Source organism: Spiroplasma endosymbiont of Seladonia tumulorum, from assembly GCF_964020235.1.
Taxonomy (GTDB): domain Bacteria; phylum Bacillota_I; class Bacilli_A; order Mycoplasmatales; family Mycoplasmataceae; genus Spiroplasma.
Window position 1 is genome coordinate 1,281,541 of record NZ_OZ026545.1, and the last position, 21,330, is coordinate 1,302,870.

Below are 21,330 nucleotides of genomic sequence, written 5' to 3' on the forward strand. Positions count from 1 at the left end.
AAAAGGTAAATTTAGAAGAAAGAGGAGAAAAGAATGAAACGAAATGAAGCACCAGCACAATATAAATGAGATTTCAATCATTTATATTTCAATCATGAAGCATGGAAAAAAGATTTAGCAAAAATTGTAAAAAAATTAGAAGAAATTATCACCTTTAAAGGAAAAATAAATCAAATGGCTGTTTTTAAAAAATATATTTTTTTAGAAGAAGAAATTGATTTAATTGCAAATAAAATGGGACAATATTTACATATGGGTGATATTAATACAACTGATTTATCATATCAAGAATTAGCAGGAACTTATTCAAATACTTTAAATCAAATTTCAAGTCAATTAGCTTTTGTTGCTCCCGAATTAAAAGCAATTGGTGAAAAAACAATTATGACATGAATTAAAGAAGATTCTGCATTAAGTGCATATGAATATAGTTATCGTAAGTTTTTTAAAAATGCAAAATATATTTTATCAGAACGTGATGAAGAAATTTTAGCTTTAGTAACACGGTCACGAAGTGTAGCTTATGAATTGTATGATTTATTAGCATATGCTGATAAAAAGCCAACTTTTATTGATTATCAAGGAACAAAAACAGAATTAACAAATACTGTATATAGTGAAATTATGGAGAAATCTGATCCATTAGGTGAACAAGAATTTCGAATTAAAACAGCACAATTGTTTTCTGAACATTTAGTTGATAAAAAACATTCTTTTGCACGAATTTATGAGGGAATCATTCAACATAGTGTTGAATCTGTTCGCTTACGTGGTTATAAAAATACTTTACAAGCATCATTAAATAATGATGCTGTATCTGAAGAAATTTATGCAAGTTTAATTAAATATGGTCGTGAAAATAGTCATTTATTTGTTCAATATAATGAGTTATTAAAAAAACATTTTAAATTTAAAAAGTTTTATCTAACTGATCGTAGCTTGAAGTTAGTTAAAAACATTGCATCATTAGATAAGAAATATACTGTTGAAGATGCAAAAAAAATGATACGTGAATCCCTACAACCATTAGGAAATGAATATTTAACCCAATTAGAGTTAGTTTGAAGTGATCATCGCATTGATTACTTTGAAGATACTAATAAACGTAATGGTGCTTATTCATCTGGTGGTTCAGGAGTTGAACCAATTATTTTAATGAATTGAGATGATACAATTGGTTCAGTTAATACATTAGCACATGAAGCCGGTCATTCTGTTCACACATTATTAGCAGATTTAAATAATAAATATCCATTAAATAGTTATCCAATTATTTTAGCAGAAGTTGCTTCAACAGTTAATGAGCACTTATTATTTGATTATTTATATAAATATGCTGAAAGTAAAGAAGAAAAAATTTATTTATTACAAAATCGAATTGATGAAATTATGGCAACTTTCTTTTGCCAAATTCATTTTGCTGATTTTGAATGATCTGCGCATAAAATGGTTGAAAATAATGAGCCATTAGATGCTGATAAATTAGCAAATCTTTTTGATCAAAAAGCTAATGAATTTGGTTATACTGTTTTTGATAAACATGAGTTACAACAAAAGACATATAGTTGACCACGAATTTTACATTTCTTTCATTCACCATATTATGTTTATAAATATGCAACTTGTATTGTTGCTTCATTTAAACTTTATAATGATGTCATTAATGGCCATTCAGAATATTTACTAAATTTTTTAAAACAAGGTGGTCGTAAAGAACCATTAGCAATTTTAAAAGATATCGGAATTGATTATACTGATGCTAATGTTTATAATGGCTTGATTACAAAATTAACAGAAATAATTAATAATCTTACTCAGTTATTAAAATAACGTTATATTAGTTATATTATATAAAAAAATTTATTATATTAAAAATAAAAATAAAAAATATTTTGTCAAATTATTTTTAAAAATATTTGTTTAAATTACAAATAATTTGATAAAAATTAATTTTATTTTGTTTTGTAAATTGTAAATGCAAATGTAGCACTTTATTGAAAAAGAATAAAGTGCTTTTTATTTTGTAAAAAATACTTATATTTATTGGATTAATCGTTAGATAGTATCTTTTACACTTAATAAAATATGTTTTTTCAGAAAAATCCATCCTTTCTTTTCTTAAAAAATTTTGAATAATTGTTTTATTTAGTTGTTAGTTAATTGTTAAATATAATTACTAAAAAATATATTTAATAAACAAAGAATTAAAAAAGATAATGAGATAAAAAAAAGATACTATCTAACGATTAATCCAAAATTCAATCTTTAAAACTTAATATTTTTTGATGCTTAAAGATGGATAACTCATTTATGGCACGAAGCCTTAAAGAAAGTGTGAAAGCGATTGGATTTACTACTTCTATTTATTTCTTTAATTCTCGGCAAGATTAATCACTTGCGAAATGTCAGAGCATGTGTTTTTTGGCTTGTTTTCATAAAAAGAGTGTTGTTAAACCGAAAAAAACAATATCGGACACTAAAAAACAAGAGGGTTGGAACTCCAAAAGGTTATTTTCTTTATATAAAGTTGTGTAGGGATGGATGAAGCGTAATTAATAACTGGGTAAACTGTTTTTTTGTTTATTTCCGTATGGGGGTAAACTCTATCAAAATATCCTATCCGCCCCCGCTCACCTTCAAAGTGGAGCGGGCGGCGAAGTAATTAAATATTAAAATAAATTATTTACTAAATATCAAAATATTAATCAATAAAGGAATATTATGTTTTTTTTACAGAAAGGAAAATATTTGATGAAAAAATGAAATAAAAAAATTAAAAATAAATTACAAGAATTAATGATACAAGCTTATCTGGTAACAGTAAATGATATTAATGATGAAATTTGAGCAACAAATAAAAAAAATTAAGGAGTATAGATAAATGACAGAATATAAAAGTAAATATATTAATAAAACTTGAAATGAAATAACAACATCATTTGATTGAGTTAATTGTCAACCTATTAATTGTCGTATTTCACATCATAAAAAGCATTATGATTTGCAATGTTTAGAATGAGCCAAAATGTACTTAATTTTATTTAAAGACAAGTGAGATGTTATTGTTTCATATATGCAATATTATAAAATTAACGATATTTTAGATTTAGCATCCGATGGATGAAAAATATTACAAATTGACAAAAAAAAAATAAAACAAATAAATTAAAATATATTATTGCAATTGACCCTGCTGGAATTGGACAAACTGGTATGATTATTTATAATGTTTTGCAAAAGAAAATAATTAATAATATTACTTTTAATTCTAAAAATGAAGAAGAAGCAATAAATAATATGTATTTAATATTAAATGAGTTTAAAAATAAAATTTGTTCTTATTTAAATAAAGTTATTGTAATAATTGAAGATTATCAACTTCATAAGGGTTTAAAAATAAAAAATCCATTATCTACTCCTAAATTTATTGGTGGTTTAAAAGTTTTATGCAAATATCTATTTAATTTAAAATATATTTTACAATCATCAGTCATTAAGAAAAATTATATTTATAAAGGAAATATTAAAATGTCAGAGCACGAACACGATGCTTGAAAACATTTACAGTATTTTTAGCAAAAGGAGTTGATAAAAATGGCACAAACAAAAAGTAATTTACCTAAAAAATCAATAACTAATAAACCTAAAATAAAAAATAAAAAAGTTAATAAGTTAGAATTAACTGTTAGATTACATGAAAATCCGATTAAAACTAAGATCAAGGCACTGGTTGCTGGTGGTGTTGAAGTTGATGCTTGTTCGGCTAAATGTCAGTGAGAAGGATTAAATTACTCAACATTATCAATATATAACCCATCTATTTTAACTGAGTTTTTGAAATTAAAAAAAGATGATGAGATAAAAATTAAAGGCTCAGTATTTAATCAGTTAAATATAAAAACTAAACGCTATTTTTTGTCTTTTAGAGTAGACAGTTTTGAAATTATACAAAAAGCGATTAGAAAAAGAACAAATACAAATATTAAAAAATAGGAGGAAAAACAATGGCATTAAAAAATGTAAAATATGTTCTTATTAATGAAAATAGTGAACCTATTAAAAATGAAGATGGTAGTTTTAATATTAAAACTGCTGAAATTATTTTAGAAAATACTGCTGAAGTTGAAGAATTTAATGCAATTAATTTAGAAAATAGTAATCAGCAAATCAACGAACTACAAACAAAAAATACTGAATTAACTTCACAAATTGAACAACAAAAAATTCAATTAAAACAAATTGAAGTAATTGACTTTATTAATTCTTTAACTGATAATGAAGAATTTAAAAATGTTTTATTAAAATCTTATGATATTACTGATGATATTGAAATCATTAAAACACAATTGCAAAGTGTTTATGATGAATTAATTAAGGTACAAACAGTTAATACTGGGGGCGTACCAAAAGTAGTAAACAAAGAAAACAATATTTTAGATACAGACAATGTATTTAATAAATAGAAAAAAAGAATTAAATTATGGCACAAAACCCACAAAGAATTTTCGGAGATATTGCTAATCAAGCAACAAAACGAGATCGAGAAACATTTGAACAATGATATTTACAAACTTATCAACAAAAATTTAGTTGAGAAGCATTATTTGCATGAAAAGATGCAAATAAATTTAGTTTAGCATATAAAAGAAAGAAAAATATTAAATATAATGAAGGCTCTGGTAAAGATGGGAAAGTATTTAATACTGATGATAGATTATTAAATTATTCAGAAGTAGAATTTGATGATGGAATTGTTGAATTAGATACAATTTTAACTTTTGCTCGTAAATTAGACCCTGTAGAAAGTGATTTTAACCCTAATCTTTGGGCGGCTGATATTGAACAAGCAATGGATACTGAGGTTGCTTATAAACGTAATAAAATTTTAGAAATTATTAATAAAGGAGTAGTTACAACCATTCAAGGCCAAAAAGCAGATGATACTAATGCTTTACAAATTCACGATGAAATTATGGATAAAATATATGAAAATGGATTTACCCCATCAGAAACAGTTGTCTTGGGTTTGGCTGATTTTATTCGTAGAATTCGTAATAAATTACAGTTACAACTTGGAGCAAATGACCAAATAAACAATGTAATTAAAACAAGCGGAGCAATGAAAACTGTTGAAGGAACAACATATTATATGGTTCCTAAAAAATTACCAATTATTAATAAAGATGGTTCAGAAGGAACAATTACTCTATTACCAGATGGTGTTAATGCAATTGCCTTTAAATTTAGTAAAAAATATGATCCTCTTATCTTACGCAAAAAAGACCATACTCCATTAAGAGTTGGTGCAGCTGCATTGGGTACTGGAATGGGTAATACTTTGATTATGGAAAGAGTTTTATATTTAGGTGGGGCAGTAGTTGAACCTAAGGGAATTATTAAACATATTGTTTCAAAAATTGATATTAGTAAAATTAATAAAATAGATAAACCAAATTTTCATGTTACAGACCCAACAAAAGCAACAGCCGAACAGTTAAAATCACAATTTAAAGATGTTGTTTTAAAAGCAGTAAAAGCAGTAAATAGTTCTTTAACTGAAAGTGATTTTGATTACTTTATTGAAATTAAAAGTGAAGACTGACCAATTAATATTACAAATGATAAAACTGTTGAAGTTCAAATTGAAGGTAAAAACAACGCTACTGGTCAAACAAATCCGATTGATGTTAAAATTAAAAATTCTTAATAGTACTAAAAAATAGTACTTTTTCGTTTGATAGATATGCCAATTGGAACATCTAAAACAGCCCTTATTTATGCTGTTAAAAAAATCCAACTAGATTGTCAATCCAACAACAAGAAAAAAATTTTGGTTTACAGTTATTAGAATTTTTAGGAATTCAAGTTTTAGCTCTTGGTTTATCAGTTTTAACTGGTGGTATTGCTTCGGCTGTTGGTCTTGGTGCGGGATTATCTAATTTTGCCGCAGCATTTATCTCATTTGGAGTAGAAACAGCAACCGATTTTGCCGTAAATCAAATATACGATAAATTAACATCAGAAGTGACAGTAAAAAGTACTGCCTTAAATTTGCTACCAGCAATTGGTGGTATTGGAAAATTAACGCGTGCTGCTCAAACAACTAAAATTTTAAAATTAACGAAAGAAACTAAACTACTTGAAAAATTAGGTGTAATAACTGCTAATAATTTAGAAGATGTTGTAAGACAAGTTAGAGGTAAAAAGATTTTATCTGATAAATTAATATTTGATTTTACAAAACAAGCTAATAATGAAACTTTATTATATACAATTGGAAAATTAGCTCGAAATGATTTTTATAAGGGTTTTAAAGTTTCTAAATTAGAAACAATTAATAATTTATTAAAAATTGAAAAAAATATTCAAAAAATAAGTCCTACATTAGTTCAAAAAATACCACGCATAAATGAAAAAAATGCTAATAAATGATTGTCTGAATATGGATTAAATATTGATAAAATAAGCAAAATTAATACTAATGAGTGATATAATATAATGACTAATCTTCATAAAAAAGGTGTTGGTAAAAACCTAATATTAAATGCTAATTTAATGCGGGGCAGTAAAATATATAATAATAAATTATTAAATATTTTTCATCAAACACCAATTAAATTAAATAAAATTTTAAATCATTTAAACCCAAATTTTTATATTCAAAAAGTAACTAAAAAATTATTAGCCCCAATTGAAAAACAAATAATTACTATTAAACAAAAAGTAATTAGTAAAATTACTGATAAAACTAAAAAAATATTATCTAAATTTGAAACTAAGGCTATTAAAAAAGGTCAATTATTACCTTTTGCTTATAATTCTGATGTTTTTTTAGCAGTTAAAATTGTTCCTTTATCAGTTGTGGGTGAAGTTGCTTTAACAATATATTATAAAAATCCTAAATATGTCCCTATTGTCGTTATGACAACTTTAATCAAAGCAGAACAGTTTGTTTTGGCTCCTGAACCGTTTAAATTCTATATGAACAGTGAGTGGTTTATTGGTTAAGGATTTAAAAAAACAAGTTTGTTTAATTTAGTTTCTTTTGCCCCACTTGTTTATTAGCAAGTAGTAAAAGATAGTTTTAAAATATATCGGACAATTGCTAAGATATTAAAAATGCAAGAACAATTTAAAAATAACTTTAATAAAGATAAATTGTTAAATACGCTAGAAGATAGTGCGGTTACTAGTTTGTTAGGTAATGGACTAGTATTTCAAGCATATAAACAACTCAGAACAAAACAAGATTTAAACAAAACAATTAAAACAAAAACATTACTAAATAGTAAAAAATTTATATTAAAGAAAATATATTCTAAAAAAAGTAAATGATAAGGAGATGATTAAATGTTAAATGAATTATGACAAAATGTTACTTTGGAAAATTATAATAATTTTATTCCAATGACAGGTAAAATTACACAAGTTCCAGTTCGTTATAATAAGTTTTTTAAAGGTGATGTAGAATTATGATTTAAAACATTTGCTTTAAGAGCCCAAAATATGATTAATTCTTACTTAAACTATCCATTTTCAAAACTAAAGTTTGAAACATTTAAAGATCCATTATTAAAGAAAATTTGTATTAATATGGTGTTTATTACGATTGAGCATTGAACATTTAACCGCATTCCAATTGAATTTTTTACTTCGGCAAATATGAGTGTTGGTGATATTAATTATTCATCGCAAAATGACCCTATGATTACTTGACAAGGTCTATTGCTTACCTATGCAAAATCATTGGCTAATTTAACAACTTTAAAGAAAATGTTTCGTACTTTTCAAGAAGAAGGTATTGATTTAACAATGATTGATTTAGAAGCATATTATACTCAATTAGAAGTTGATGCTTTAAAAGAAAAAGAAAAAACTAAGATTGACAATAAAACTATTGTTAAAAATAACAATAATGAAATAAATGTTCCCTTTGATAATGATACTATTTTTTATGATAAAACTAATAAAGTTTGAAAATCTAATACTGCTAATATTATTAATGCTGAAAAGATAATGTTAGATCCATTATTAAATAGTGGTAAATTTACTATCAATACTAACGGCGTGACTGGTGTAGTTGACCAAGAAATTAGTAAAATGCTAGCTTCATTTATTGAAAATGACTTGTTATTAGTTGAAGGAGACCCTGATAGTAATTTTCAACCAGTAGACTATATTGCTGGTAATTTTAAAGGTGAGCAATTAACTAAAATATATGATTGATTATTAACAAATTACTATAAAATAAATCGACATCATGTTCCCGCCATTGCTAAGGGAGCACAACAAACTCAGGCAGAAGTTGCTGGTGTAAATATTCAAACAAACGCATCATACGAACAAATGATATATATTAGAGAAATTAAATTAACTGAATTTATTATTAAGTTAATTAAATATGATAATGCTATTTTAAACAGTAGAACATTCAATATTAAAAATATTGACGAGTTAATTGTTGATGTTCGCTTACCAGTAAATGCTACTTTAAACAGACAATTAAAAAACAACGAAACTATTATCAATATGCCTAATAAAGAAGGAGAACAAGAATAATGTTAAAACCATCTGAAAAAATGTTAGCACAATTAGCAGAAAATGATGAACCAATTGACTATTCAATTGATAGTATTCCGTTAGATTTTGCTAATCAATCACAATATAGCGACCCTGATTTAGAACAATTATTTAGTGAAGACCGCGCAAGAACCTTATATATTTATAAAATTAATAAAATCTTGTTAAAACAAAGCAAAAACCAATCTTAAACTACTCTCAAAATAGCGTTAAAATAGGTTTTATTGACAAAGATGAATATATTAAAATAACTGGTTATGAAATTAGTGATTTTAATTTTAAATTACAAATTCAACAAAATACCACAGTCCAAGATAATAGCACAAGTTATGTAATGATTGATGAAAAAGATATTTTAATTAATAATATCTCAAAACAAGACAAAGAATTTTTAGAAGCATTAGACTTAAAAATAGTTTCTATTAATGAACCAATTAGTGAAGAAAATAAAAATGAATGCTATATTATCGAAGAATATAAACGACCTTATACACCCGATGGTGTTAATATTATTAAATCTATGCATTTAGTTAAAATAACTGATTTTAAGTGAAAAAACCAAAATAGTATTCATTTAGTTTTACAAAAATCATTGCCCGAAGATAGAGTATTTACTGGGATTGAAATTAAATACCCTAAATCTATGTTATTTGGAAATATTAAATGCTGAGGCAATGTAAATGGTGTTTATTCTTATCCATCATCAATAGTTGAAAATGCTAGTTTAGTATCTTTATTATCAATGCCAATTGAAACAAACCTTAATGTAAGAATATTTCAGTATTGATTTACTGAAAGTTTTTTACCATGAAGTATAGCCAAAAACTATATTCAAGGAAAAGATATTTTAGATTTAATAAATAAAAATGGTTTAGAAAAAGTTTTATTAAATTATTTAACTTATCGTTATAATTATGATCGAAAATTTCAAGGGGCAAAATACGATGAAAAAGGTAATCCTACTAATAAAGCGGCTGAATTACGCCAAAAATTTGAAGGACAAAAACCCGAAGATGTAATTGATGGTTTATTTAAAAATTGAAAATTAGATAATCCAACCCTTATTAATGATAATGTTGTCAAAATATTTAAACAAATTATCTATATGCTTTCAAATTACACATATAGCAAATACGCAATTAATAAAGGTTATAATGATGATATTAAATTATTTTCTCCGTATTATTTTGAATTAATGTCTAATCCAACAGAACAAGAAGTTGAATATTGAGAATTTAAAGATTGTTTATTGCAATTAAAATCATTATATTTTGATTTTTTTAAATCCACAATAAATGTTAAAAACAAAAATATTTCAGAAAATCCTGTTTATCAATTAGAAGCAAATTATTTTAATTGATTATCAATAACAAATAAATTAGAAACAAACAATATTCCTTCTCTTATTCCTGCAGAAATTAAATTATCAGATGGTGAATATGGTAAATATTTAACTAGTTTGATTGTTTCTAACGGCAAAATAGAAGAATATTTAAACTATTTTTCTCAATTATATAGATTACTTTATTCTAAAACAGTTTGAACAAGTATGACTAAAAATTTAGTTGAAGATAGTATTAAAATAACTTTTTATAAACACGAAAAACTATTTAATTTAAATCAAATTGAAGTATTTGGCATTTGAGGTTATGGAAAGTATGATATTACAATTTTTACAAAAAAAGAACAAATTATTATTAATAATTTAGAGTTATTTAATAAAAATAATGAAATATTATCATTAATTACATTGGAAATATAAAAAGTCATTTTAATTAAAATGTTTTTTATATTTGTCTGTTCTTATTTAACTTTTATATTACCGTTTTTATCTAAAATTAAATTAGGTTTTTGTGTATTTGAATTTCAACGATAAACATATTTATATTGTATTTTATTTTTTTCATTACTTCATTCGGTTCAATTTTTATTTATTTCATTTCATATTTGTAATTTTTTAATTGCTGTAATATAAAGAATAAATGAATTGTCTGTATCTATTTTTTTTATATTATTAAAATTATAATTAAAATTAATTATTCTTCTTTTTTTTCTTCCCCTCGTCATACAATATAATATCATTTATTATCAACATTATTAAATGGTTTTTCTTGTGGTGCCATTCATTCTAAATTGTTTTTAATAGTTTCATTTGTTGTATATACTATTTGGTTTTCTTTTTTTAAATGTTCCAATTCTTCGTGTGTATACTCATGTATTTTAGTTTTATTATTACAAGCAACTAAACTTATTGTACTTGTTCCAATTAAAGTTATGGTTCCTAAAAAACTTAATATATTTTTCATATTTTAAATCTCATCTTTAATTATTTTATTTTTAGTTTCGTTTTTTTCAATATTAAAAGTAAGACCAAATGTATTTGTTGTAACAGATAAATAATTTCTTGATTGAAAACTATCATTTATTTCTGTAAAATGACGAATTAAAGAAGCAATTAAAGTATTTTTATTTTCTTCATTATATTTTTGAAATAAACTATGATCACTTAGTGAAAATTTATTTACAACATTAATTATTGCTTCAATATGTGGTTTAATTTCTTTTTCTCAGGTTTCTTTGTTAAAACTGATTTTTAATTGATCAGGTTGTAAAAACTTATATCATTTTTCAATAGTATTATCATTATTTAAATTATCATCATGTAGTTTATATATTTGATTAATTTTTATTTTTTTATACTTCTATTAAAAGATACATTGATATTTCCAAAATAATTATTATTTTGACTTGTAATTGTTGCTGAATTTGTAGTTGCTCTTGTAACTACTAAATCATTAACTGTTAATCCAGAATTTGGATTTCTTCTAATAACTTCTCTAATAATTGTTTGAAATGAATTATTTGGTATATCACCTAAATTAGTATTAGTAATAACAGATGAAAAATTAATTTTTTTATAGAAAAAGAAACCCTCAATACATCATTATAATCAAGATTTTCAGTAAAATGAAATGTATGTAATGAACTACTACTATTAGTTGCTTGACTAAATAAAATTTCAGCTGAATTTCTTGTAATGTTTCTAATTTCTAATCTTATATTTTTACCATGATGATAATTTAAATTATTTAATTGTTCTATTCTATCAATTATATGTTCCTTTGAATTTGTTTCTAAATCACCTAAATTAGTATTAGTAATAAATGTTCTTAAACTTAAATATCTTGACAAAAAAATTACATTTATATAAAGTGAATAGTTAATATTTAAACTTTCTATTAATGCTGAGCTGCTTGTTAAATTTGTAATTATTAAATCATCAACTGTTAATAAATCATTTAATTCATATCTTTGTATAAATTCACTTGCGATTGTTGTTGGACTATTATTTATAATTGTTCCAAAATTTAAAATACCATTTTCATTTGTAATACCTAACAAATCATTAAAATTAATTAAATTAGAATCAAAATTAATTGTAAATCTTATTGAATTGGGTATTAAAATATTTTGTCTAACGTGAATTATTGCTGAATTAGCGGTTATATTTTCAAAATCAATATTTTCTAAAAAATTTTTTCTTGATAAAATTGGATGATTAATTTCACTTAATTTTTTTAAAATATTTTTTTGATTAACTTTTTCTATTTTACCAATATTAATTGTTGTAATCAAATCTCGTAAAGATGGAACATCACTTCTTTTAACTCGTTTTAAATTTTTAATATTATTATTTAATAATTTTTTATTTTCTTTTTGATAAGAACTGGCGGCAACTGTTGTTGGAATAGCAGTCCCACTAACTGTCAATACACTTAATAAACTTAACAGTTTTTTCATTTTATATAAATTTCCTTTCTTACATCTTGAAAACTTTTTATCAAGATCTATTGACATTATATATATGCAAGTCAAGCATTTTTAAATATGTTTTAAAAAGGAGATTGTTTAGAATGATTGTTATTGTAATTATATTTTATTACTAATCTGGGCTCGCGGTGATTTCCATAAGTTTTGCGAAAAATGCCTTAAAGTTTAAAAAAACTTTTGCCGCGCTTTTCAAAATACTTGGAAAAATTCTAAGCGTTAAGCGAAGAATTTTATAAAGGTTCCCAAATTTGTTTGAAAGAACCTCAAAATCTTTTTTAACTTATAAATCATTTTATCACAAAAATTTAAGAAAATCAACCGCTCGCCCAACCCCCAAAAAACTATATAATTAGTTTTGTATATAAAAGAAAGGATTTTTTAAAATGAATAAGAATAAAACAAAACATCATTTTACTTTTAAAGAAAGAGTAAATTAGAGTGCACCCAAAAAAGTAAGTAAAATAAAAAAAGATTTTGCTAAATTTTTATAGGGGGTGCATTTTTATATGGCAAAAAAAGGACAAAAATATAACAAATATACATCAGAATTTAGAACAAAAATCATTGAGGAAATTAAACAAAAAAGTTGTTGAATAGTAGCAAAACAATATAATATAAATGCAAATACAGTAGAATCTTGATGAGCAAATCATAAAAAAGGAAAATTAAACAATCCTAAAGGACCTAAAATTTCTTTTGGCAAAAGAAATTTAGAATATTATAAAACAAGGTATGAATTATTAAAAAAGCTCCATGACTTTTACAATTAAGCAAACTAAGAATTGTCTCTTTTATTAAACAAAATTTTTGTGAATATTCAATAAAATTATTACTAGAAGTAACAGGGTTAAAACGTAGTTATTGAGATAAATATAAAAATTATGACAGTAGCAAAAAAGAAAAAAAGCAATAAATGATATTGTAAAAGTCTATGAAGAAAATTTAAAACAATTTGGTTATCGAAGAATTACTAAATATTTAAAGGAAGATTATGGTATAAAATATAATTCAAAAAAAGTTTTAAGAATTATGTGTGATAATCAAATACAACCTGAATATGTAAGAAAAATGAGAAGAAAAATGAAATATAAACAGAATAAAGAAAAAAGCTTATTGCAATATCCTGATTTAATTAATCGTAAATTCAATGATATAAAAACAAGGTTTTCAGTACTATATACTGATGTAACATATTTAATTTGAAAAGGAGAAAGATATTATCAATCAACAATTATTGATGGATATACTAAAGAAATAGTTGATGTAAAGTGATCTAAATATAATGACAATAAATTAGTAATGGATAATTTAAATGATGCAATTAATAAAATAAAATTAATAAAAAAAGATCTGAATGGAATAATAATTCACTCAGATCACGGATATCAATATACATCCACTATTTATCACGATAAATGTTTATCTAACGGTATTACAATTTCAATGGGAAAAAATTACCACTGTGCAGATAATATTGTTATAGAAAGTTTTCATTCATTACTTAAGAAAGCTACAATCCATAATAAAATATATAATTCACATGAAGAATATATACAAGATGTTATAAAATGAAATACATGATATTCAAATCGTAAAGAAAAAGATATAATTAAAAAAATAGTAAATACTTTTTTATTAGTACTTACTAAAATGGGTGCACTCTAATGTTAAAAGATTTATTAGAACTTGATTCATTAAAAAGAAAAAATGGTCAACCCAATATATCTAAAATAGCAAAAATATTGCATAAAAATCGCAATACAATTAAACGAGAAATAAAAAGGTTAAAAGATAATGAATATGATGCTAAATTAGCACACGAAGATTATTTACAAAATCGACAAAAATGTTTTAAAAAATCATCATTATTGTTAAATATTTTAGAATGATTAGATGAAAAATATAACAAATTTCATGATTCACCAGAACAAATTTCTAAAAAATATGAAAAAGAATTTGGTATTAAATTTCCAGTATGTTTTAAAACTTTATATAAATATATTCATTTGGGATTTTTAAATTTCAAGAAAGATAATTTGTATTTTCATGGTAGAAAATATAAAACAAAAAATAGAATTGATAACCGTGAAAAAATAAGAAATTTTAGAACTATTGAAAAAGCAAAAAATGATAAATATGAATTTGGTTGATATCAAATGGACACTATGGTTGGTAAAAATAATAGTGTTTGTTTAGTTTTAATCGAAGAATTAACCCAATTTAAAATTATTGAAGCATTAAAAGAAAAAACAACAAAAGAAGTTGCAAACGCAGTAGAACGAATTTTTTCTAACAGATTTTTCAAAGATAGATGCAAAGGAATAATAACAGATCAAGGCAAAGAATTTGCTGATTGAGAAAAAATTGAAAAAATAACAAATGCTAAAGTATATTTTTGTGATGCTGGAACTCCAACACAAAAACCAAAAGTTGAAAGAGCAATCCGCGATTTTAGACATTGATTTTCCAAAGGAATTGATTTAAGTATTTATTCAAGAAATTATTATCAAGAAGTTGCTAATATAATAAACTTTAAACTTAAAAAATCTTTACATTGACTATCTTCAAAAGAAGTTTTTATACAAATGTTTAATTTTTAATATAATTACCTATAAAAAATTTTAATCATTTTATTTTTCAGTGTGCCAAAATTCATAAATTTAAAACAAAACTACTAAATTTTTTTAAAATAAATTATATTGAACATTTATTTTATTGGTGTTATAATAAAATTAAGTAGAGTGCTACACTTCATAGTACAATTTACATTTTTAATATTTTTTTATAAAATATTATCAATACTTTAAGTATTAATTTAATTATTAAGTTTTAGAAAAGGGAAAAATACTGAAAAATAAAAAAATTATTAAATATTTTAGGAATATGTGGATTAATTAGTACACCCGGAGGAAGTTTAACTGCTTGTAGTGGTAATAAAAAACTGCAATATTTAGAAGAAGCAATTCCTGAAACGACAAATCAAGAGCAAGAAGATAATATCAATAATGTTGAAACAACAATTCACCTATTAAATGATAAAATTAATATTTTAAATCAAAAAATAAACATAGAGAATCAACAAATAAACATAAAAAAATCAAAAAATTACAAAATAATATTTTGCAACTAAAAGCAAAAATTAAAGAACTTGAAAAAACATTGGAACAAGCTGACCTTAGAAATATCAAGGAAATTAATTTGTTAGATTTAAAAAATAAAGTTGGTGATATTGAAAAAGTAAAAGAATCAGAAATTAGACCATATTTACAAGCAGCAATTTTAACAGCAATAAGACAACAATTAAATGCGACAATAACAGAAAATGATTTTTCTTTTAATTTCAATGATTACTTTAATCAGAATCAACCGCGAACAATTAATTTAGCAAAGACGGTTAATAATTATGTTATTAATATTGTAGGATATAATAATGCTAAGAATAGTATTAAGTTAGAAATTTTATTTCCAAAGGCAGTATATAAAATTGTTGATTTTACAAGTTTTACAAAAATTGAAATTCCAAGTCCTGAAGATAGATTGCTAAAATATCCAAATGATTATTTTACAGCATTACTTTTAAAAAATAAAATTAGAACACAATTTTTAAAACAAATTCAAAAAATTGATCCTAATTTAAGTGAAAATGATTTTACGATTGTTTTTGAAGCTGAGCCTTATAAGAGTCGCATGTTTAATTTAAGAAAAGTTTTTATTAATGATGCTTCTAAGAATAAAACATTTGATATTACTATAATTGGTCACAAAAATGCTAAAGGTAAATTTACAACAACAATTAATTTAATAGATTTTTATAGTATAGAATAATTGTATTAATAAATAAAATTGTATTTAAAATAATGGTTGTTTAACTACCATTAAATTACTTAGTACTTTTTTGAATACTTATTTTTAAGTGAATGTGAAAATTAAAAATTAATTTAAAATAAGTATAAAATTATATCGAATAAGTAATATTTTATTCATATACAACTTTGCTTACTAAATAAAAAAGGACTGATTAAAATGACAAAAAATTCAAAATATAGTTTCTTAAAAGGGAATCTGACCAACAACTGAACTAGAAGTTCTAGAAATCCACATTATAATTTAACAATTACAGATCAAAATGAAGAAAATTATCAAGTAAATATTAATGTGCGGTCAGTGATAGCACCTTATGATGTTGAATATTTTATTAAGGAAAATATTAATCATTCAATTGTTGAAAGCAGCTTTCAACTTATAGATAAAATGCATGTAGATTTAGAAACAGGAATTGATGGTTATTGTATTGATTATTTACGTGGTAATTTTTTTGATTGCAATTATAAAACTATTTTACCATTTGTTAAAGATGATGAATTATCAAAACTTGAAATTATTTTTAACAAAATAGTAACTCCAGCATTAAATAATTCAAAATACAAAATTGGGGTTTGAGGAATGTCCTATGTTAATAATGGAATAAAAGGCATGCATGACATTCATATGAATCAAGGTAATGATACTAAATTTAAATCTGAAAACGGAATTTGACAAGATGGTGCATTTGCAATTTATAATGAGGAAAATAAGATTGTTGAACATATGATTTTTATAATGTTTCAATCTCAGTGTACAAATACTGACAATTCAGGAAATTGTATAAAATAATTTAATATTAATTTAAATATTGTAAAGCATAAATAACATTGGAAAAAAGATAATATTATTTCTTATTATCTTTTTTTTTATCAATTTATTGCTTTTTAGTCCAAAAATTTTCATAATTATATTTGCTTTTGCATTGTTATGAACATATTTTTTATCCTTATGTTGATTAAATATGTAGTGTCAATAACGATATTTTAGAAAAGTTATATGATTTCTTCTGATTGATATATAGTATTTATTTTATTTAACTATGTTTTTTCAAGTTTTAATTTACTGATTATATTCTTATCAAATTAATTGCAAAAGATTTTTATAATTTTACAACTAATTTGATAAAGACTAAATTTGTTTTAATTTTTTCAATTTTTTTTATAAGATATTAGCGATAGTTTAATTTTTAATTATACTATTAAAATTTTAGGAGAAGTTAAATAATAAAATGAAAAAAATTATTTAGTATTTTAAGTGTAATAACATTGATAGAACGAACCTGTTTGTTTAAATATATCATATCTTGTAATAATTAAAATACTGAAAAAAATAAAGAAAATATTTATTTACAAATATTGAACTAATAAATAAAATTAAAACAACAATTTATGATATTAATAAATTATTATATTTAATAAAAAATGTATCTTAAATAATAACAAAAATAAGTTATTAGTAATTTTAAGATTAAAGAAAACATAGGATTTAAAAAAATACTTTAGTTTTAGAATTAAATTTTACTTTATTAATATGTGTACAAATTATTTACTTAATTTAATAATATTTTTTCATTTTAAAATATAAGTTTTATTTTATAGAAGGGAAAAAATATGAAAAAAAATCAAAAAAGTGATGAATACTAAATTTCAATTTAATTTTTCTGGTTGTTTTACTTTTAAGCTTTTTTATATGTATTATATTGTACTTATGGAAATTCAAAATTAATAGCTGGATCAGTAAATCATCCTATTTTATTAAGCTCAATGATTACTGAAAATGATTTAGGAACAATTAATACAAATGGGTTTCCTGTTCCAACAGAAAATCATATAAAAGATAAATTAAAAACAAAATATCATGATTTAAATATTGATGATATTAACGTAACAAATATTACGCAATGAAATGCAATAATTAATTTATCTTTTTAAAAAAGTTAATTTAATATTCAATTCCTTTACGAGCAGGAACTTTTTGATAAAAATAATGTTTTGTTGCTTGAACATGACTAACTAAGTCAACAGCATTAATTAAATTATTAGTAATATGATGACCAGAAAAAGCCATTTCAATATTTGGAGCTTTTTTTGAATAACTTCAATTAATTCTGCTTCAGAAATTAATTCATTATAAATACACCCTAATAATTCATCAACAATAATTAAGTCAACTGTTGGGTCTTGACTTAATTTTTTTAATTCATTAAAACCAATTTGCATTTCTTTCTGTAAAATTGCTTTTTCTTGATCATTCATTTCTCAAAAAAATTTTGTACTTGATGAATAATAATTGATTATTTCTAGATTTGGATTAGCTAAATTTTGAAAAAATAACATTTCACCAGAAATCCGGTTTTTTTAAAAACGGAGATATTTAACATTTCATTAATATCTTAGAGCACGAATTGTCATTCCATTTAAAATTTATGTTTTACCTTTTCCGCCCCCATAATAAATATGACAATAACCTTTTTTTGCATATTTTCCTCCTTAATGTATAGAGTTATTGTACTAAAAATGTTTTAGTTTGTGTTTATGTCTCTTGAATTAATTAAAAAATAATTTTATCAAATTAATTGCAAAACATTTTTAACATTTTGCAATTAATTTGATAAATATTAAATCTGTTTTTTTTTTTTTATTTCTTTTATAAGATATTAGCAATAGTTTAATTTTTAATTATGCTATTAAAATTTTAGAAGGAGTTAATTAATAAAATGAAAAAATTATTTAGTATTTTTAGTGTGATGACACTAATCGGTGCAACTAGTTCAAATTTAACAAGTTGCAATAATCAAAATACTGAGGAACTTGAAGAAAATACTTTAGCAACAGATCTTGAAATGATAAATAAGATTAAAACAAGCGCAAGTGATGAAATTAGTAATTATTTTAAATCAAGAATGTATGTTGATAGTAATAAGAAAAATTTAGCAGGTCTCTATGAAAAAGTAGACAGTGAGGAAATTTATTATAAATTAGATTTAAATAATTCAAAAGATAAAGCATTAGGTGATTACTTTATGAATGATTTTAATACTATTTTTGAAAGGGTAAATTATAATTTAGGTATTACATATGGAAATTATTTTGAAAATAAAAGTCCTTTAATATTTGAAAAAGATTTAAGTACAGTTGAAGTTAATTTTATTAATGTTGAGGGATTAAAAAATAAATTCCCGATTGAGATTAATACTGAATCTTTTAAAGGAGTGCGAGTTAATTTAAAAGCATTTGTAAAGACTCAATATAAAAAAATCTTTTCAGAATTTGAAATACCAGTAGTTTATAATGTAACAGAAAATCCATCGGTTTTAAAAGAACTCTCAAGTAAAGCCACAAAGTCTTTATTAAAAAAACTTAATACATATTTTCATAATTTAAAAAATGTTGATTTTAGTACAAATGATATTTTTAAAACATTATATGAAGAGGTACAATGAGATTTTTCAGAAAACATTAAAGTTTTAGATGATGCTTTTAAAAAATCATTAAAAGGATTTACTAATAAGGATGAAAAGTTTAAAGATATGGATATAAGTTATAATAATGTCTCTTTGCTTGAAAAAGCAGCAATAGGAGAATTAAATCATAAAAATAAAGGACTTGATAATTTGGCGGATGTAAAAAATGCACAAGAAATAACATTGTCAAATTGGTTTAAAGAACCTAATGAACCAAAAAGTATTAATAATGTAACAGCAAATGACTTTGTTAATTTCTATAAATCGAATGTTGGCCAAGGTTTAAATATTAATGATAATGATTCATTAACCTTAGGAAATTTTAAAATTCATTTAGGATATTTAAATATTAATGGAATGGGTCTTTCGGGTTATGCAAAAAATATTGAAGATGATAATATAGGTGAAGATGTAATAATGACTTTAAATTTATCACGTGCTGCAATTGACCAAAAATTAAACAATTGAGGAGAAATTATTATTGCTTTTTGAAAATATATTAATACTGGTCCTTTTGCTAGAAAAGAGGGGCTTGAAATTACAGTACCAAAGAATTTATTTAAAACTCTTTCCCAAACAAATAAAACAGAGGGTTTAAAAGGAGTAATTAAGACTTTGGTAACTAACTTTAAACAATCAGCTGAAGCAAAAGATTTAAAAGATCTTAAATTATTTAATTTTATTGTACACCCACGTTTTGCTAAAACAGTGGGACAAAAGATAAATAATAAGGGTGATAGTTCATTTTTAATATGAGATGTTTCAAATTCTGATCCATGAGCAGTTTTATTTACCTTTGGGTTAACTTTTAATAATGGTTTATATTATTGTTTTGCTTCATCTTCAAATAATAAGGTGTCTAAGAATAGTGTTTACTTTAAAATTGGTATTAAAAAGATTATTTATTAAATTGAAATTTGTTAATTAACTTATTTTAAAAATAAATTCACTATTTTTTACTTAATAAATGATGACCAAAAAATACTTTATTATGATAATAACTTTAAATAAAAAGGTGATAAGTTTAAGTTATCAGGTTAAATAAGCATTAAAGAGTTTTAAATTAAAACTCTTTTTTTATTTAGATAGGTAATTTCCTTGCTTTTTTTGGGACCGTTACAAAGATACGGGTTGTTAGTTAAAAACAAGATATAATCTTGTTTTTTCTTTTATGTATAGAAAATTTAATTTAAGGAGTTGAAATTATGCAAACAAAACATTATTTTATTTTGCGGTCCTTAGTAACTAAGTATGGAAAAGATAATGTTATTAATACTGTTAATAAGATAGTAACTAATAATGTAAAAGAAAATGAATAAATTATCCGCGTAATTTATTAGCGGTAATTTATTCAATATTGTTTATTTTTGAGCGTAGCGAACACGCGGAGCGTGCCGCGCAAGCTAAATTTCTAGGAGGAATTAAGTTATACCAGTATGGTTAACATGAATATTTAGTATTGTTATTATTTTAGGAATTCTTGCTTGAATTGGTTTATCGATTTATCAAAATTCGGCCGTATAAAAAATATTGGGGTTTTGGAAAAAAACTCGGAAATTGAATAAGAATAATAAATTAAACCATTTACTAAA

At 23.2% G+C, this 21,330-nt stretch carries 21 protein-coding genes and 1 pseudogene; 18 read left to right on the plus strand and 4 right to left on the minus strand.

Annotated features, from left to right (window positions below):
* Positions 1-33 precede the first annotated feature (33 nt).
* The 11 genes from pepF (at position 34) to AACL22_RS08225 (ending at position 10,342) form a co-directional block, all read left to right on the plus strand.
* Entirely contained in the window at positions 34-1,830 is a 1,797-nt protein-coding gene (pepF, locus tag AACL22_RS08175) for an oligoendopeptidase F (RefSeq protein ID WP_338991205.1), read from the plus strand.
* A 1,051-nt stretch (positions 1,831-2,881) separates the two neighbouring features.
* A complete protein-coding gene (locus AACL22_RS08180) occupies positions 2,882-3,169 on the plus strand; it encodes a hypothetical protein (protein WP_338991207.1) in 288 nt (95 codons plus the stop codon).
* On the plus strand, positions 3,121-3,576 hold the full coding sequence (locus AACL22_RS08185; protein WP_338991209.1) for a hypothetical protein: 456 nt from the start codon (positions 3,121-3,123) through the stop codon (positions 3,574-3,576). The genes AACL22_RS08180 and AACL22_RS08185 overlap by 49 nt, the downstream gene beginning before the upstream one ends.
* A gap of 18 nt (positions 3,577-3,594) precedes the next feature.
* Positions 3,595-3,993 carry a hypothetical protein gene (locus tag AACL22_RS08190; protein WP_338991212.1) on the plus strand — a complete coding sequence of 133 codons (399 nt, stop codon included), beginning with the start codon at positions 3,595-3,597 and terminating at the stop codon, positions 3,991-3,993.
* Positions 3,994-4,004: 11 nt separating this feature from the next.
* On the plus strand, positions 4,005-4,463 hold the full coding sequence (locus AACL22_RS08195) for a hypothetical protein (RefSeq protein ID WP_338991215.1): 459 nt from the start codon (positions 4,005-4,007) through the stop codon (positions 4,461-4,463).
* 17 nt (positions 4,464-4,480) lie between these two features.
* Positions 4,481-5,707: a hypothetical protein gene (locus AACL22_RS08200; protein WP_338991217.1), complete on the plus strand. Its 1,227-nt coding sequence runs from the start codon at positions 4,481-4,483 to the stop codon at positions 5,705-5,707.
* Between the two features lie 95 nt (positions 5,708-5,802).
* Entirely contained in the window at positions 5,803-7,008 is a 1,206-nt protein-coding gene (locus tag AACL22_RS08205) for a hypothetical protein (protein WP_338991219.1), read from the plus strand.
* Between the two features lie 111 nt (positions 7,009-7,119).
* Positions 7,120-7,338 (plus strand): hypothetical protein, encoded by a 219-nt coding sequence (locus tag AACL22_RS08210; protein WP_338991221.1) that lies wholly within the window; start codon positions 7,120-7,122, stop codon positions 7,336-7,338.
* Positions 7,339-7,350: 12 nt separating this feature from the next.
* The gene (locus AACL22_RS08215) at positions 7,351-8,559 is read left to right on the plus strand and encodes a hypothetical protein (protein WP_338991224.1); all 1,209 of its coding nucleotides are present in this window, start codon (positions 7,351-7,353) and stop codon (positions 8,557-8,559) included.
* Positions 8,559-8,771, plus strand: a complete 213-nt coding sequence (locus AACL22_RS08220; RefSeq protein WP_338991227.1) for a hypothetical protein — start codon at positions 8,559-8,561, stop codon at positions 8,769-8,771. Before AACL22_RS08215 ends, AACL22_RS08220 begins: the two co-directional genes overlap by 1 nt.
* 143 nt (positions 8,772-8,914) lie before the next feature.
* A complete protein-coding gene (locus AACL22_RS08225; protein ID WP_338991229.1) occupies positions 8,915-10,342 on the plus strand; it encodes a hypothetical protein in 1,428 nt (475 codons plus the stop codon).
* 41 nt (positions 10,343-10,383) lie between these two features.
* On the opposite strand, the gene AACL22_RS08230 is transcribed toward AACL22_RS08225, so the two are convergent.
* The 3 genes from AACL22_RS08230 to AACL22_RS08240 all read right to left on the minus strand — a co-directional run bounded on the left by AACL22_RS08230 (position 10,384) and on the right by AACL22_RS08240 (position 12,381).
* Positions 10,384-10,662, minus strand: a complete 279-nt coding sequence (locus AACL22_RS08230) for a hypothetical protein (RefSeq protein WP_338991232.1) — start codon at positions 10,660-10,662, stop codon at positions 10,384-10,386.
* Positions 10,617-10,886: a lipoprotein gene (locus AACL22_RS08235; RefSeq protein ID WP_338991235.1), complete on the minus strand. Its 270-nt coding sequence runs from the start codon at positions 10,884-10,886 to the stop codon at positions 10,617-10,619. The genes AACL22_RS08230 and AACL22_RS08235 overlap by 46 nt, the downstream gene beginning before the upstream one ends.
* A gap of 568 nt (positions 10,887-11,454) precedes the next feature.
* A complete protein-coding gene (locus AACL22_RS08240; RefSeq protein WP_338991238.1) occupies positions 11,455-12,381 on the minus strand; it encodes a hypothetical protein in 927 nt (308 codons plus the stop codon).
* 536 nt (positions 12,382-12,917) lie between these two features.
* Here AACL22_RS08240 and AACL22_RS08245 point away from each other — a divergent pair.
* From AACL22_RS08245 to AACL22_RS08270, 6 genes are all read left to right on the plus strand, one after another.
* Positions 12,918-13,181 carry a hypothetical protein gene (locus AACL22_RS08245; protein ID WP_338988671.1) on the plus strand — a complete coding sequence of 88 codons (264 nt, stop codon included), beginning with the start codon at positions 12,918-12,920 and terminating at the stop codon, positions 13,179-13,181.
* A 139-nt stretch (positions 13,182-13,320) separates the two neighbouring features.
* Positions 13,321-14,076, plus strand: coding sequence for an IS3 family transposase (locus AACL22_RS08250; protein ID WP_338993046.1), 756 nt, complete (start codon positions 13,321-13,323; stop codon positions 14,074-14,076).
* Entirely contained in the window at positions 14,076-15,011 is a 936-nt protein-coding gene (locus AACL22_RS08255; protein WP_338991240.1) for an IS30 family transposase, read from the plus strand. The genes AACL22_RS08250 and AACL22_RS08255 overlap by 1 nt, the downstream gene beginning before the upstream one ends.
* A gap of 520 nt (positions 15,012-15,531) precedes the next feature.
* Complete coding sequence (locus AACL22_RS08260; protein WP_338991243.1) at positions 15,532-16,236, plus strand: hypothetical protein; 705 nt, start codon at positions 15,532-15,534, stop codon at positions 16,234-16,236.
* A 198-nt stretch (positions 16,237-16,434) separates the two neighbouring features.
* Positions 16,435-17,064 (plus strand): DUF2278 family protein, encoded by a 630-nt coding sequence (locus AACL22_RS08265; protein WP_338991245.1) that lies wholly within the window; start codon positions 16,435-16,437, stop codon positions 17,062-17,064.
* A 974-nt stretch (positions 17,065-18,038) separates the two neighbouring features.
* Entirely contained in the window at positions 18,039-18,206 is a 168-nt protein-coding gene (locus AACL22_RS08270; protein ID WP_338991248.1) for a hypothetical protein, read from the plus strand.
* A 10-nt stretch (positions 18,207-18,216) separates the two neighbouring features.
* Here the strand turns inward: AACL22_RS08270 and AACL22_RS08280 are convergent.
* Positions 18,217-18,611: pseudogene (locus AACL22_RS08280) on the minus strand (cob(I)yrinic acid a,c-diamide adenosyltransferase).
* 380 nt (positions 18,612-18,991) lie between these two features.
* Here AACL22_RS08280 and AACL22_RS08285 point away from each other — a divergent pair.
* Positions 18,992-20,647, plus strand: coding sequence for a hypothetical protein (locus AACL22_RS08285; protein WP_338991257.1), 1,656 nt, complete (start codon positions 18,992-18,994; stop codon positions 20,645-20,647).
* Positions 20,648-21,330: the final 683 nt, after the last annotated feature.